This window comes from Pedobacter sp. JCM 36344 (assembly GCF_046546555.1).
Taxonomy (GTDB): domain Bacteria; phylum Bacteroidota; class Bacteroidia; order Sphingobacteriales; family Sphingobacteriaceae; genus Pedobacter.
In genome coordinates this window covers 37,675-53,424 of the sequence record NZ_JBKHKK010000002.1, presented here as the reverse complement: position 1 = coordinate 53,424, position 15,750 = coordinate 37,675, and the positions used below count along the sequence as shown (strand labels likewise).

Here is a 15,750-nt window from a genome sequence, read left to right as displayed (position 1 = left end):
ACTTCTTGAAGATACAAACAATTTCGTATTAGGCACAGATATTGTATAAATAAAATATCTAACTAGAAAAATAATTATGAACGTTAAACGTACATTTGGGACTATCCTTACTATCCTGGGAGTTATTGGTTTAATATATGCAGGTTATGGTTTTACTCAGCATGAACCTGCTACAAGACAACTTATTGTATTTGGAGTTATTGGAGCGATCTTCTTTTTCACTGGGGTTGGTTTAGTAAGAAACACAAAGGACGAGGCTTAGTCGTCCTTTTCCGTAATCAGATTATCAAGGAACTTAAAACGGTGTCCGGGAAAGTCTGTGTTTGTTAGGCTTTTTAGCTTTTCGAACGCCAAGTTATTGGGATCAATTGTCAGACCACGTAATTTATTTTGTCTTACTGAGATAACTTTAGCGGAGATAAAGTTCCCTGAGGTTGTAATTTGGATTTGAAGCAAAGGAGCGATTCCATTTATCCCTTTCAAATTGAACATTCCATAAGTACAGAAATTTCCCAGACTGTAGGCTATGAACCTTTTCTTATAAACTTCCACAGCCCTGGTAACATGCGGCCCGTGACCTAAAACGACGTCAGCGCCGGCATCTATTACTGCATGAGCAAACTCATAAACATTTCCTCTATTCTCTTGATAAAAGATCTCATTTTTGCGAGGCACATGTTCAAATTTTGAACCCTCGGCTCCACCGTGAAAGGACACGATAACGATATTCGCTTGTTTTTTTAACTCCGCTACAAGCATTCGTGCACTATCAAGGTTATTGATCGATACCGTATTCTCGTTCGGGGCAAACGCACAGAATGCATATTTGACACTGTCTATTTTAAAAATAGTTGATGGATAGGATTGTAATCCCGCATAGTTGATATTAAGGGAGTCTAGAATTTCCATAGTTTTCGTACGCCCTCTAATTCCAAAATCGCCCACGTGATTATTTGCAATGCTCAGCAGATTGAAACCAGCGTCCTTAAAAATTCCCGCATATCTCTCTGGCATCCTGAAGGCGAAGCAACTATTGCCAACTGTGTCCTTGCACTTGGTAGATTTACCTGAATTTAAAAAGCATCCTTCAAGGTTTCCAAACACGATGTCGCCTTTTAAAAAGGGAGCCACTTTTGTAAAACTGTTTATACCATCTTTCGGCGGAAGATTTGATAAAGATGGATAGGCGGATCCAAGCATAATATCGCCAACTGCACATACTGTAATCGTATCGTTTGGACGCGCCTGTATTATTTGTGTATCGTCTTTATTCTGAAATGCTACAACGTTTGTGTCTCCAATGCGACAACTTAACACAATTAAGAGCAACGCGGAGCAGGCTATAAGCTGATTTATAAATTTCATTGTAAATAATTTTGCAAAAAAAAGTCCTTTCAATGCTGAAAGGACCTCGTAACTCTTTTAATGATGTTACTCTTCTACAAGATCTTCCTTAATTCCGTCCACAATACGCCCGCCTTTGTAGAAATATCTAGAGTAATAGGGTTCATTCAAATTGCTAATCACGACGCCTCTTGTCGATGAGGCATGAGCGAAACGGCTATCTCCAAGGTAGATTCCGATATGAGTAATACTTCTACTTTTTATTTTGAAAAAAACTAAATCACCTTCTTTAAGTTCATCCTTAGGTAATGGATTAACCATACTAAAGATATCCCTCGAATTTCTTAAGATCGTAGTGTTGAAAACTTTGTCGTAGATCGCTTTGGTAAAGGCAGAACAATCAATGCCTTTCTTTGTATTTCCGCCGAATCTGTATGGAGTTCCAATCCATTCATAAATGAATTTGTATAGCTTAACATTTGATGTCGCGTCAACAGCTACACCCATCACCTGAGAAAAATATTGTGATGCTAAATTATCTGGGTCTTCTAATTTACTGGTTTCTTTTGCTTTGTTTTGTGCATTTACTGCCGAGAGGCTGCACAATACTACAATAGTAGACAACAAAAACTTTTTAATCATGTTATACTGTTAAGTTTGGGTTATAAGACTTACACTTAAACGTACACCACCAGGGGCTTATTGTTTGGATAGCAAACATATGTATTTATAAGACTTATTCCAAATCATCATCGCATTTTTGTTAACAGTTATTAACATTCCTTCAGATATTAACTGATTCTACCTATATACCAATAAGAATATTTCGGCCTAACTTGTGTAACCTTAGTATTCATTTTCGTTCATTTTCTTCCATATATTACAATAAAAAAGTAGATTTGCTCTCATAAATAAAATCAACACCCAACAATGAGTGCAGTAGAAATTAATAAAGATACCTATCTGAAGTGGTTTGAGTCGATGTTGCTTATGCGCAAATTCGAAGAGAAAACTGGGCAACTTTACGGACAACAGAAAATTCGTGGATTTTGTCATTTATATATTGGTCAGGAAGCTGTTATAGCCGGAGCAATCTCTGCTTTGCAACCGGAAGATTCTATGATCACTGCTTATCGTGACCATGCTCATGCATTGGCTAAAGGTGTTAGCGCCAATAGTATTATGGCAGAGATGTACGGGAAAGCTACCGGATGCTCAAAGGGTAAAGGTGGTTCTATGCATATGTTCAGCAAGGAACATAATTTCTATGGTGGTCACGGAATTGTAGGAGGTCAAATACCATTAGGTGCAGGTATTGCTTTTGCTGAGAAATTTAAAGGAACTAAAAACCTTAACGTTTGCTACATGGGCGACGGAGCAGTCCGTCAGGGTGCTTTAAACGAAGCTTTCAACATGGCAATGTTATGGAAACTTCCTGTGATTTTTGTTTGCGAGAACAACGGCTATGCAATGGGCACTTCAGTTGAGCGTACTACTAACATGACAGATCTTTATAAGATCGGTCTTGGATTCGATATGCCGTGTGCTCCAGTAGATGGAATGGATCCTGTTGCTGTTCACAATGCAATGGATGAGGCTGCACAAAGAGCTCGCAACGGAGAAGGACCAACCTTCCTTGAAATGAGAACCTATCGCTACCGCGGACATTCTATGTCTGATCCTGCAAAATACAGGACAAAAGACGAGTTGGAAGAGTATAAAGCTAAGGACCCAATTGAGCTTGTGAGAGAAGTTATTTTGAAAGAGAAATATGCTGATCAGGCTTGGATTGAGGAAATAGAAACTAAAGTAAAACAGATTGTTGATGAATCCGTAAAATTTGCGGAAGAGTCTCCGTGGCCTGAAGTTTCAGAATTATATACTGATGTATATGTTCAGCAAGACTATCCATATGTTAAAGATTAATTTTTGAACTCATTTCAATAGATATAATATAGAATGGCTGAAATAGTTAGAATGCCCAAAATGAGTGACACCATGACCGAAGGTGTTATGGCTAAGTGGCACAAGAAGGTTGGTGACAAAGTAAAAAGTGGAGACGTATTGGCTGAAGTTGAAACAGACAAAGCTACTATGGATTTGGAATCATATTGGGATGGAACCATTCTTTATATCGGTGTAGAAGAAGGTCAAGCTGTTCCTGTTGATGCCGTGATTGCTGTAATTGGTAAAGAAGGCGAAGATTATAAAGCAGCCTTGAATGCTGAGGATGGTGCTGAATCAGCTAAAAATGAAAAGGTAGAAACCAAAACTGAGTCACCAGATAAAACAAAAGAAGATAAACAAGAAGAAGCACCTAAATCTGCTGCGATGAGCGACTCTGATATGGAGAAGATGGGCGTTACGGTTGTTAGAATGCCGTTACTGAGTGATACTATGACCGAAGGCGTTATTGCTGAATGGCATAAAAAAGTTGGAGATAAAGTTAAAGATGATGATATTCTTGCCGACGTTGAAACCGATAAGGCGACAATGGAAGTAATGGGATATGCTGAAGGTATGCTCTTGCATATTGGTGTCGAAAAAGGCCAGGCTGCAAAAGTAAACGGCATCATCGCTATTGTTGGTCCTGAAGGTACTGACATCAGTGGCTTCCTTAATCAAAGCGAAGCGCCAGCAAAACCAGTTGCGGAGAAGTCGGCGGATGCTCCGGTAACTGAGAAAGGTGAGGATACTAAGGAGGAAGCTGCCCCTTCAACTAATACATCTGGAGATCGTGTTAAAGCATCTCCCTTGGCAAAAAGAATAGCTAAGGATAAAGGTATAGACCTTAATCAGGTATCAGGAAGTGCAGATGGTGGAAGAATCATTAAGAAAGATATCGAAAACTTTAAATCTGCTGCAGTTGCTCCGGGATTAACATCTAAAGAAGCGGCTCCTGCTTTTCTAGCTGAGAAACACGCTGCTCCACTTCCAGTTTATGTTGGAGAAGAGAAGTTTACTGAGAAACCGGTAACGCAAATGAGGAAGGTAATCGCAAAGCGCTTAGCTGAAAGTTTGTTTACTGCCCCTCATTTCTACCTAACAATGAGCATTGATATGGATGGCGCTATTGCTGCTCGTACAAAAATGAATGAATTCGCTTCTGTTAAGATTTCATTCAACGACCTTGTTTTAAAGGCTGTAGCTATTGCCTTGAAACAACATCCAAATGTTAATTCATCGTGGCTTGGAGATAAAATCAGATACAACGAACACGTAAATATAGGTGTAGCAGTAGCTGTTGAAGATGGCCTATTGGTTCCTGTAGTGCGTTTTGCTGATGGTAAATCATTGTCCCGTATTTCTGCTGAAGTGAAAGATTTCGCACAACGTGCAAAAGCTAAGAAACTACAACCTGCTGATTGGGAAGGTTCAACATTTACCATTTCAAATTTGGGAATGTTCGGCATCGATGAGTTTACTGCAATCATAAATCCACCTGATGCCTGCATTCTTGCGATAGGTGGTATTGCTCAGGTGCCTGTTGTTAAAAATGGTGCTATTGTTCCAGGAAACGTAATGAAAGTGACCTTAAGCTGCGACCATAGGGTTGTAGATGGTGCCACAGGATCTGCCTTCCTTCAAACATTAAAGGCGCTATTGGAAGAACCAGTGAGATTGCTGATTTAACAAGAAATTATATCTTATTAAATGAATGGGTGGCCTGCTTAGATGCAGGTGGCCCATTTTTTTTGCCTGAAACGGGTGATTTACTGTAATACGTGAGGCTGAACAATACCCGCGCTATACAGTGCATAAGGACAACAAAGTCCCCTATAAGAGCAGGGTAAACGCATTATATTTTGACTAAATGAAAGTATAAAAAAGTATGATTAAAGCTTGCTTTTTGCTGTAAATTATTGACCATTATATTGACAATCAGTATTTTAACTAAATTTTAATGGTGGGTAAATTATAGCTAAACATTACGGAAGGAATTACCCTATAAGGTATCAATTTCTTCGATTTAGGTAAAGCACACTTAAATTCTTAACTGCGCAGTCAGTATTTTAAGTGTACGCTTAAGGATTTATGTGCACACTTACCAGTTTAAGTGTGCAGTCACCCCATTTTAGGTGTAAAATCTGCCTTTGTTTAAAATCAGTATTGTAGGTTCGTTTCAGCAATCAACCAATGCTGCTTCTAATCATGGTACTATATATTACTACATTTCCCTGTCTCAGGGCTACAAAGAAGAGCCTCAATGGTTCATTACTAGTTGCCTCTTCTACGTCCTGGCTTCGAGTCTGCTATGTGTCTGCTATGTGTCTGCTTCGGCTCGGCCCGAAGGAAACAGCCATAAAACACATAGCAAAGCGGTATCCGAAAAGTTTCAGTACAAACCACATATCAACCAGAACGTTTCATCAAAAAGCAAAGTTGGAAAGGTCTAAAATTAAAATAGCGGAATGCCGGATCATACTCTCCATATTCTGTTTTTTCAGACTTATATACTCGCTTGAGAAAACAATTTGCTGCCTTCCCACCCAATTCTGTTACTTTTTGTACTTTTGCCTACATGTCAACTATCAAGCCTTCGCTAGCAAAAGGAACCAGAGACTTCTCGCCACAAGAGATGGTAAAACGTAATCATATTTTTGAAACAATAAAGACTGTGTTTAAAAAGTATGGTTATGCCGAAATCCAAACACCATCTATGGAAAACCTGTCGACATTGACTGGCAAGTATGGCGACGAAGGAGATAAGCTTATATTTAAGATCTTGAATTCTGGAGATTATCTGTCTAAGGCAGATGCTGATAATCTTTCTGCCATGGACTCCAATGCTTTGATAAAATCTATTAGCGAAAAGGCTTTAAGATATGACCTTACTGTACCTTTTGCAAGATATGTTGTGATGCATCAAAATGAAATTTCTCTGCCGTTCAAGCGGTTCCAGATACAGCCAGTGTGGCGAGCTGACAGGCCACAAAAGGGGCGGTATAGAGAATTTTATCAATGTGATGTGGATGTGGTTGGCTCTGATAGTTTGCTTAACGAGGCGGAATTCATCTTAATCTATCAGGAAGCATTGTCAAACCTTGGGATGAAAGATTTTACTATAAAAATCAATAACCGAAAGATTCTTTCAGGTATTGCAGAAGTCATAGGGAAGCCGGAGCTTATCATTGACATGACAGTAGCTATTGACAAGTTGGATAAAATTGGCCTTGAGGGAGTCACTACGGAATTGTTGGAGCGTGGGTTTGTAGAAGCTGACATTGCTTTATTGAAGCCTGTAATTTTATTAGAAGGCTCCAATGAGGATAAGTTATCAGCCTTGAAAGAGGTATTTTCGTCGTCCGAAATAGGTATGAAGGGAATAGCAGAACTCGAAAAGGTATTTGCATTTGTTAAGCAACTACTTTCGGGTAGCGAATTAAAGTATCCTGATCTTGAGCTTGACATTACTTTGGCAAGAGGGTTGAACTATTATACCGGATGTATATTCGAAGTAAAAACTAATGAAGCAACTATGGGGAGTATTGGTGGTGGTGGCCGTTACGATGATTTGACAGGTATGTTTGGCCTAAAAGGCTTAACAGGAGTAGGCATTTCGTTTGGGGCTGATCGCATCTACGATGTGCTTCATGAACTAAATCTTTTTCCGGTCTCAACGGCTAGTGGCACGAAGGTTTTGATTTGCAATTTTGACGCTCAAGCAGAGAACTACGCAATGCCATTACTTCAAAAACTTCGCGAACATCAGATTGCTGCGGAACTTTATCCCTCATCAGCGAAGCTTAAAAAACAGATGTCTTATGCCGATGCAAAGTCCATCCCATATGTAATTTTGATAGGTAGCGATGAAATGAATGACGGATTGTTGATGTTCAAAGATATGACCTCTGGAGATCAACAGAAATTAAATATTGACGCTATCATTAGTTTGCTGAGCAGGAATTAGTATTCGTCGTCATTTGCTCTTAAAACAAAGCAAAGTCCTTTGTTGTTAAAAGCTTACAAAGAACAATTTATGAGAGCAATTTGGAAAGGATCTATTGGTTTTGGGCTTGTAAATATTCCTGTTAAGTTATTTTCGGCGGTCCAGAATAGCAATTTAGACTTTGACATGCTTGATGAGAAGGATCATTCCAAAATAAAGTTCCAAAGAATAAATGAGTCTACTGATAAAGAGGTGCCATATGATCGTATAGTTAAAGGTTACCTATTAAATGACAACTATGTAATTTTAGATGACCATGATTTTGAGGATGCAAGTCCTGAAAAAACAAAGATGATTGAGCTGGAGAATTTCGTAGATATCAGTGAGATCAATCCAATCTACTACGAAACTTCTTACTATGCACAACCAGAAAGTCAAGGTAAGAAAGCATACGCATTATTGCTCAAAGCATTAATAAAATCGAAAAAGGCTGGGGTTGCTAGGTTTGTTCTACGTAGTACGGAAAACCTGTGTGTTATTCATCCCCTCAATGAAGTAGTTGTAGTCACTAAGATAAGGTTCGCTGAAGAAATTCGTTCAGATGAAGAAGTGGAAACTCCTTCTTTAGATAAGATAAGCAAAAAGGAGTTAGAGGTTGGTATGGCTCTGATTGATCAATACACTTCAGCTTTTGACATCAAGGAATTTCATGATGAGTATAGCAAGGAACTGTTGCGGATAATAAAGGCAAAGTCTAAAGGAAAGCGCGCGACCGTGAAGAAACTAAAACCTAGAGAAGAGTTGTCGGACGATTTGTATGGACAATTAATGAAAAGCTTGGCTGGGAGGAAAAAAGGACCTTGACCTAATAAGTTTTACCAGCTAAAATACCCTCGATTCTGTCTAATAATTCATCAATATCGAAGGGTTTAGCCAGGAAACCATTTGGTTTAAATTCACCAAGGTCAACATTCTGAGCCGTGTACCTGGCAGAGATCATGAGAACTGGAATGTCTTTTGTATTAGCGTCCGATCTCAACTGTTTAAGTAACTCCCGTCCATCAGCATCAGGCAGCATTATATCTAAAATCATTAAGTCAGGTCTGACCGAATCAATATGAGACATCATATCGGCACTCTTGTTAAGACCCGTTACTTTGTAGGCTTCGCTTTGCAAAATCAACGTTATAACATCCAATATCGCATGATTGTCTTCTATAACGAGAATGTTCTTATAACTAGGTGTACCTATTGCCAAAATTGCCGTTTGTTAATTAATTGCAAATATATTTAAGTAGTTTGATTTGTTCATACTTTATTTAAATTATATAAACAATTGTTAAATAATCTTTTTAAAATGAACATGCAAAAAATATTGGCGACAATTGAAACCTTTTGCAACAATTACAGTCTTATAGTCAGTTTTAGTTTTAGGTTAATGGGGTGCAATTGTGGCGATTGCACCCTTTTATTTTAATCGTGGTTTATACGTCTGGGTATTAACTACTGCTTTCAGATCTTGCAATATAGTGTAAAGGCCATAATTAGTACGATTAACATATATAAAATGCTTAACTCCACGTGCTTGTTTAAATTCAGGCATCTTCGCAATTTTCTCACCGTAATTATACAGTCCGCCAAAAAACTCTGGATTATCGAAGTTGAACACTGGGCTTGTATAGGGCATTGCGAAAAGCTTGATCATTTCCAAATACATTTCGTAATAGAATTCTATTTGTTTAGCAGAATCCCCTGTCTGTATCATTTCCAGCTTTCTAAATGCTTCAATAGTCTTAGCCTTATCAAGTATAACATCGGATGAGATTAGTGAAAAGAAAGGATAATAAAAGTCATCCGGCAGCTCCTTTATACACCCAAAGTCTATTACACCTAACTTATCATCGTTCGTGATCATAAAGTTTCCGGGATGCGGATCAGCATGCACGGCTCTCAATTCGTGTTGCTGGTAATTATAGAAGTCCCATAACGCCTGGCCAATTTTATTTCTCAAATCCTGCGAAGGATTCGTGGCAAGGAACTCCTTTAAGTGCATACCCTCTATCCAATCCATTGTAATGACACGCGGGCCCGACAGTTCCGGATAGTATTTAGGAAACCTTAAGTTGGGTATATCTTTGCAGGCTTCAGAGAAGGCGATAGACCTTTTCACTTCCAGTATATAGTCCGTCTCTTCCAAAAGACGTTCTTCAACCTCATTTACATATATGTTTAGTTCCTTCTCGCTCATACCAAGTAATCGAAAAGCAAAAGGTTTTACAAGCCTTAGATCTGAAGATATACTATCTCCTACTCCAGGATATTGAATCTTAACGGCTAATTTTTTACCGTTTAACTCGGCAGTGTGCACCTGACCAATGGATGCTGCGTTGGTAGATTTCAAACTGAACTTATCGTAAATTTGATCAGGAGTCTTTCCAAAGCTTTTTGTGAAAGTTTTTACGATCAAAGGTCCGGAGAGTGGTGGAGCGTTATACTGAGCTTGTGTAAACTTATCTACGTATGATTTGGGAAGGATGTTTTTATCCATACTCAACATTTGAGCAATTTTAAGCGCGCTTCCTTTTAGTTCACTCAAAGATTTATAAATGTCCGTCGCATTATCTTCATTTAATTCATCTCTGTTAAGATCTGGATTAAAGAGTTTTTTTGAATAATGCTTTAAGTAGTTGCCACCTATTTGAAATCCAGTTTTTACGAATTTTGCAGAGCGCTCTGTTTTTGATACCGGAATACTGTTCTGTTCCTTCATTCATTAAAATTTCATACGTTCCCTAAACTTGCTGTTTCTGGAAAGAAATTTTCCATAATCGAGTAAATTATCAATTGGCGAATGCTGAAAAAGATCAAATGTGACATTGATACCTTTCTCAATAGCCTCATCAGTTTTTTCAAAACCAGCACTATCGTCGCGTAGCCAGAACTTCAAAATAAAATCAAATTGGAACCATAAGGCATCTTTGTAGCGTTTACTAAAGAACTTTCTATCCGCCAATTCTCCACTCTCTAAACCATCGTTGATAACATTCTCCGCAAAGTTCTCGAATATTGTTTTTGTTCCTGACAATACTTTTGGGGTAGAAAGTTGACTGCCAGATTCTTTTAGAGTATAGATAATGAAACTTCTATGCTTTTTTAAAACCTCAACATAGCTGTAGAAAAACGAAAGGATTTTTTCTCTGGATGAGTATTGATTCCACACCTCCTGTTGCTGAAGTGTGTCGATAGTTTCAACAGTCAATTCTACCCAGATAACCTTTTCTATGCTCTCGAACGATGCAAAGAATTCGTAGAAGTCAACTTCGCTTATCTTAATTTTTTTTACAAAACTGTAAACGGATTTTGGCTTTTCATCATTAGTAAGAACATAATTGATGTAGCCGGTTTTAATTTGTTCTGCTGTTGCCATTTCTTTTATCTAATAAACGTTTTTATACTACCGTTAGTTTATTATGAATGTAAAGTTAGCGCAATCTTCAGTCATTAGAATGGAATAAAATAAAGAAGCAGAAAAGATTATTTACTTTCGCATGCGTTGAAGGAAAAAAAAAGACATATCAATCAAATATTAGCTGCAATTCTGCTTGTTGTCTTTGCTATTGCGCTTACGCCTTTCAGCATTTTTCATGACCACCACTCACAGAAGCTGACCACCTGTACTAAAGGCGAAGTGAGGTGCATGCATAAACAGCACCTCGTTAATCATGCTGAAAATTGTCTTGTTTGCCAAATGCATTTTGAGAAGACTTACACGCTCGATCGATTCTACTCGCAAGTTTTTTTAAAAGAGGTCAAAGTTGCTAGTTACTTTTCCGAGGATAATGCCTGTTACACTCAGTTAATCCGAACCTCTCTTCGCGGACCGCCCTTAGTTTAGATTTAATAGTAGTAACGTTCGTTTCAATTCGTATGGGCTAACGGGGTAATTCCTCGTTTGTGTCCGGTCCTTTTATTTCAAACATATAACATGAAAATTTTTCATCTAGCTTTACTGGTATTTATTTATATTTTTTTGCCTACTCCTAGTTTTGCTTCCAGCCTTGTTGAGCTTACCGGAAAGGTTACTAACGCCGAAACAAATACGGGTCTTCCAGGGGCAACTGTGTCCATCCCAGACCTACGTAAGTCTGCGCTAACAAATGAAAACGGTGAATTTACGCTTAAGAACCTTCCGACGCGTGGAAAGTTTTTAGTGCAGGTAACCTATATAGGATACCAGACTGTAACCCGGGTTGTAGATTTTAGTAGTCCTGGATCTTTAAACTTCGTTCTAAAACAAAGCGTGATCGAAGGTCGTGAGGTCGTTATTACAGGTTCACCATCAAGCTCCGACAATCGAAAAAACAGCACTTCGGTTGCCATATTAAGTAAAGCACAATTGCTTTCACATCCTTCTACAAATCTAATGGACGCTATTTCAAGGCTCCCCGGTGTGGCTCAAATTACAACTGGCCCATCTATCTCAAAGCCTGTGATTCGTGGATTGAGCTACAATAGAGTAGTAACATTGAACAATGGAGTTAAGCAACAAGGTCAGCAATGGGGTGATGAACACGGAATTGAGATTGATCAATACAGTGCCGACCATGTCGAGGTGCTTAGAGGTCCTGCAAGTTTAATGTATGGATCTGATGCATTGGGTGGCGTAATCAATATCCTTGACGGCCTCCCTGCACAAGAGGGTACTATAAAAGGAGAGTTTTTAACGAATTATGCTACCAATAACGGCTTGACTGGCAATTCATTAATGTTGCAAGGCAATGAGAATGGTATGATCTATAAAGTCAGAGGCACTTATAAAAATGCCTACTCCTACAAAACACCAACTGAGTATGTTCCTAATTCTGGTTTCACTGAGACCAATTTTGAGGGTCAGATCGGCCTGAATAAAAAATGGGGTTACGCCCATTTGGACGCCTCAAGTTTCCGTAACACGATTGGATTCTACGAACCAGCAAGAAATGATGATGGTCAGTTAGTTGATGAGAAAGGAAATGCTTTCAGTAATAACCAAAACAAGGACCGTAAACTTTCCTTTCCCAAGCAGGATGTAAGGCACTATAAACTCGCTTTAAATAGTAACATTTTGTTGGGTGATGGCAGTTTGAAAGCAACGCTAGGTTTTCAGCGTAACCTAAGGCGGGAGCTTGGAGGAGCAGAACCTGAAGGTCTTGCTTTATTTTTAAACAGTCAAACCTATAGTTATGACATCAAGTACACTTTTAAAGATTTTAATGGCTGGACACCGGTGGTCGGCTTATCTGGAGAATTTATGCACAGTCTCAACACTACTGGGGCAGAGCAACTCATACCTGACTATGACTCTAAGGCCTTTGGTGGATTTGTATTTATAAAGAAAACATGGACTAACGATAGCTTCAATGCTGGCGCACGCTTCGATTATAGAAAAATGGATGGTAAAGCTTTTAGCGGTGACTCAGAGTTTGATTCCTTCTCTAACAAATTTTCCCATTTAACCGGAGCATTGGGGTATACGCATGAATTCAATGATACATTTAATTTCAAAGCTAATTCCGGAAGTGCTTTTAGAGCACCTAATATTGCTGAATTATCGTCGAACGGTGTGCATGAAGGTGTATTTCGTTATGAAGTTGGAAATGTTAACCTAAAGCCGGAAAAGAGTTATCAGTTTGATGCTTCTTTTGAATATCAGAACCAATATGTAAGCGCTTCCCTGGGTGGATTTGCTAACATTCTTGACGATTATATCTACTATAGTACGAGCGGAGCAACTATTGATGTTGATATGAAAAATGGTAATATTACCCCTTTTCCAGTGTATAATTTTGTTCAGGATAATGCCTACTTGAGAGGTCTTGAAGCATCGCTGACATTACATCCTGTCAGCTTTATTCACTTTGAGAATGGTTTCTCTTACACAAGGGCGACTAATCGCAGCACTCAACAATCACTACCGTTCATACCTGCAGCCACATTGAGGAATGAGCTACGTTTCGAGCCGATGGTTCGAGGTACATCAAATTCCTATGTTTCTTTGGGAATTGATAATTTCTTTAGTCAAAACAAGATAGATAGCTTTGAAACTGCTTCAAGCGGCTATACGCTGCTGAATGCTTCTATTGGAACAACATTCCGCATAGGAAAAACGCAAGACGTCACCATATATGCTGCTGCTAGAAACTTGCTAGACAAGGCATATTACGATCACTTAAGTCGTTTTAAACCAGGCAGACTTAGCGACGAAGACCCGGGCTTAGGGATTTACAATCAAGGTCGTAGCATCACCTTCGGTTTGAATATTCCTTTCACACCTAAAAAGTAGCAAAGCTATTAACCATCTAATCCCGTTCCACAAGAACGGGATTTTCGTTAAATAATAGTTAGCTTAGAAACATTGGTGAACCAATTGTGTTTGTAACTAAAACCATTATTCATGCTTAGGAAAATCATCCTCCCATTCTCTTTTTCTCTGTTGTTACTCTTAACAATCACTGTTTCTTCATTCGCCCATCAAAAAGCAGATACGATTTCAATAACTTTGGAGGGAGTTAAGTATGGTTACCCTATAAAATATTATCCAATTCACACCGAAGGTCAGGACCTGAGAATGGCCTATATGGATGTGTTACCTACTCAACTAAATAACGGAAGAACAGTTGTCCTTTTTCATGGTAAGAATTTTGGAGGCTATTATTGGACTAATGTTATCAAAGCTTTATCGAGTAGAGGATTTAGGGTTATTGTACCAGATCAAATTGGTTTCGGTAAATCTTCCAAGGCTTATATTCATTACAGCTTTCATCAAATGTCGAAATGGAACAAGGGATTGCTTGATACTTTGGGAATAAAGCGCGCAAGTGTTCTCGGTCATTCTATGGGCGGTATGCTAGCTACGAGATTCGCATTGCTCTATCCGGAAGTGACTGAAAAACTTCTTCTCGAAAACCCGATAGGGTTGGAAGATTATAAGACTTTCATACCTTATATTAACACAGAAGATCAGTATAAAACAGAGTTAAAGGCAACTTCAGAAAGTATTAGGAAGTACTATCAAACATCATACTTTACAGTTTGGAAACCAGAATATGAAGAGCTCGTTCGCATTGCAGGTGGAATTACGAATAGTGGAGATTTCCCAAGGTTCGCAAAAGTTGCTGCGATGACCTACACAATGATATATGAGCAGCCTGTAGTTTATGAGTTTTACAATTTGAGAGTGCCGACTATCTTGTTTATTGGAAGGGAGGACAAGACCATCTTAGGAAAATCTTTGCTATCACCAGACCAACAAGCAATTCATGGGCAATATAAGCTGCTTGGTAAGCAGACTGCGGCAAAGATTCCTGGTGCAAAGATCATTGAATTTGAAGCCTGTGGGCACATTCCACATATTGAAGTGCCCACAGAATTCACCGTCGCGCTACTAGGGAGCCTGTAGGATTTCTATTTGGGTTAATACTTGTTCTCTGGTAACAGGATAAGGAATATTATTGACAATAGCTTCATACACCGCATCAAACAAGGGTAGATAGCTACCTGCTAACGATTTGACTGCATGTACAGTTTTATTTCCCATCTCGTCTATTAACGTTAGTTTTCCTTCATTTCCGGATAGCTCGATACCGTAGCCTTCTTCTGTCAATTTCATTCCCTTTAGCAATTGCTCTTCCTGAATGTCGGATCGTTTTTTATGTAAAGATCCCTGATCACCGTGAAGTACAAATGCAGGCAATGCATCCACCAATAGTAAATTTGAATGAACAAATACATTTACGCTATTTGGATAGCCAAGGTGGATAGAAAAGTAATCATCTACCTTAGTTCCTTTTCTGTTTTTACCAAGAATTTTATGAAATGTATCCGGCTTTCCAAAAACGCTAATCGCCTGATCTAGTAAATGCGGACCAAGATCATACATTAGTCCACTGGCTGAATATGGTTCTTCTTTGAATGTTTTAGGGCCAATGACATTGCGGTATCTGTCATATCTGAAGTGTACTTCATTAAGCTTCCCTAAAACGCCACTCTCAATTACTTGTCGGACGGCAGAAAAATCACTATCCCAACGCCTGTTCTGATAAAAGAATATTTGTTTACCCAATGAGTCCGCTAAGTGAAAAAGTTCTTTAGCTTCTTCAATTGTCGCTGTGAAGGGTTTTTCAACCAATATATGCTTTCCTGCTTTTAGGGCTTTGGTGGCATACTCATAATGAGTAAAATTTGGCGTGTTTATAATCACAAGTTCTATACTTGGATCATTTATGAGGTCATCAACGGTATCGTAACTTATTATGCCGTGGTAGTCGGATGCGGCCTGTTTTGTATTTCTTTCCGTTATTGCATGAAGTTTAAACCCAGGGTGACTATGAATAAATGGAGCATGGAACACCTTTCCGGACATTCCGTATGCTAATATACCTGTTATAATTTCTCTGTTCATATGGCTAAAAATACTAAAACACTTGGCTAAACACTATAATTATCTGAATAAACTGGAGCTGCTAGTTGTATCTTTG

At 38.7% G+C, this 15,750-nt stretch carries 13 protein-coding genes; 7 read left to right on the top strand and 6 right to left on the bottom strand.

Going from position 1 to position 15,750, the window contains the following annotated elements; translation table 11 throughout:
* Positions 1–76: 76 nt before the first annotated feature.
* On the top strand, positions 77–262 hold the full coding sequence (locus tag ACHFIZ_RS01985) for a hypothetical protein (RefSeq protein WP_410882338.1): 186 nt from the start codon (positions 77–79) through the stop codon (positions 260–262).
* Here the strand turns inward: ACHFIZ_RS01985 and ACHFIZ_RS01980 are convergent.
* On the bottom strand, positions 259–1,365 hold the full coding sequence (locus ACHFIZ_RS01980) for a CapA family protein (RefSeq protein ID WP_410882336.1): 1,107 nt from the start codon (positions 1,363–1,365) through the stop codon (positions 259–261). The two genes, ACHFIZ_RS01985 and ACHFIZ_RS01980, sit on opposite strands and share 4 nt — an antisense overlap.
* 66 nt (positions 1,366–1,431) lie before the next feature.
* The gene (locus ACHFIZ_RS01975) at positions 1,432–1,986 is read right to left on the bottom strand and encodes a C40 family peptidase (RefSeq protein WP_410882334.1); all 555 of its coding nucleotides are present in this window, start codon (positions 1,984–1,986) and stop codon (positions 1,432–1,434) included.
* 288 nt (positions 1,987–2,274) lie between these two features.
* Between ACHFIZ_RS01975 and pdhA the strand changes: the two genes are divergently transcribed.
* The 4 genes from pdhA to ACHFIZ_RS01955 all read left to right on the top strand — a co-directional run bounded on the left by pdhA (position 2,275) and on the right by ACHFIZ_RS01955 (position 8,098).
* On the top strand, positions 2,275–3,270 hold the full coding sequence (pdhA, locus tag ACHFIZ_RS01970) for a pyruvate dehydrogenase (acetyl-transferring) E1 component subunit alpha (protein ID WP_410882332.1): 996 nt from the start codon (positions 2,275–2,277) through the stop codon (positions 3,268–3,270).
* A 33-nt stretch (positions 3,271–3,303) separates the two neighbouring features.
* On the top strand, positions 3,304–4,977 hold the full coding sequence (locus tag ACHFIZ_RS01965; RefSeq protein WP_410882330.1) for a pyruvate dehydrogenase complex dihydrolipoamide acetyltransferase: 1,674 nt from the start codon (positions 3,304–3,306) through the stop codon (positions 4,975–4,977).
* An 889-nt stretch (positions 4,978–5,866) separates the two neighbouring features.
* Entirely contained in the window at positions 5,867–7,255 is a 1,389-nt protein-coding gene (gene hisS, locus ACHFIZ_RS01960; protein WP_410882328.1) for a histidine--tRNA ligase, read from the top strand.
* Between the two features lie 69 nt (positions 7,256–7,324).
* Positions 7,325–8,098 carry a Ku protein gene (locus ACHFIZ_RS01955; protein WP_410882326.1) on the top strand — a complete coding sequence of 258 codons (774 nt, stop codon included), beginning with the start codon at positions 7,325–7,327 and terminating at the stop codon, positions 8,096–8,098.
* A gap of 1 nt (position 8,099) precedes the next feature.
* Here ACHFIZ_RS01955 and ACHFIZ_RS01950 read toward each other — a convergent pair whose 3' ends face one another.
* From ACHFIZ_RS01950 to ACHFIZ_RS01940, 3 genes are all read right to left on the bottom strand, one after another.
* Positions 8,100–8,492, bottom strand: a complete 393-nt coding sequence (locus ACHFIZ_RS01950) for a response regulator transcription factor (RefSeq protein ID WP_410882324.1) — start codon at positions 8,490–8,492, stop codon at positions 8,100–8,102.
* 210 nt (positions 8,493–8,702) lie between these two features.
* Positions 8,703–10,004, bottom strand: coding sequence for an ABC1 kinase family protein (locus tag ACHFIZ_RS01945; protein ID WP_410882322.1), 1,302 nt, complete (start codon positions 10,002–10,004; stop codon positions 8,703–8,705).
* A 3-nt stretch (positions 10,005–10,007) separates the two neighbouring features.
* A complete protein-coding gene (locus ACHFIZ_RS01940) occupies positions 10,008–10,661 on the bottom strand; it encodes a TetR family transcriptional regulator C-terminal domain-containing protein (protein ID WP_410882320.1) in 654 nt (217 codons plus the stop codon).
* 558 nt (positions 10,662–11,219) lie between these two features.
* Between ACHFIZ_RS01940 and ACHFIZ_RS01935 the strand changes: the two genes are divergently transcribed.
* Together ACHFIZ_RS01935 and ACHFIZ_RS01930 are read left to right on the top strand one after the other, a co-directional pair.
* Entirely contained in the window at positions 11,220–13,556 is a 2,337-nt protein-coding gene (locus ACHFIZ_RS01935) for a TonB-dependent receptor (RefSeq protein WP_410882318.1), read from the top strand.
* A 111-nt stretch (positions 13,557–13,667) separates the two neighbouring features.
* A complete protein-coding gene (locus ACHFIZ_RS01930; RefSeq protein ID WP_410882316.1) occupies positions 13,668–14,672 on the top strand; it encodes an alpha/beta fold hydrolase in 1,005 nt (334 codons plus the stop codon).
* Here the strand turns inward: ACHFIZ_RS01930 and ACHFIZ_RS01925 are convergent.
* A complete protein-coding gene (locus tag ACHFIZ_RS01925; protein WP_410882314.1) occupies positions 14,658–15,674 on the bottom strand; it encodes a Gfo/Idh/MocA family oxidoreductase in 1,017 nt (338 codons plus the stop codon). The two genes, ACHFIZ_RS01930 and ACHFIZ_RS01925, sit on opposite strands and share 15 nt — an antisense overlap.
* Between the last annotated feature and the right edge of the window lie 76 nt (positions 15,675–15,750).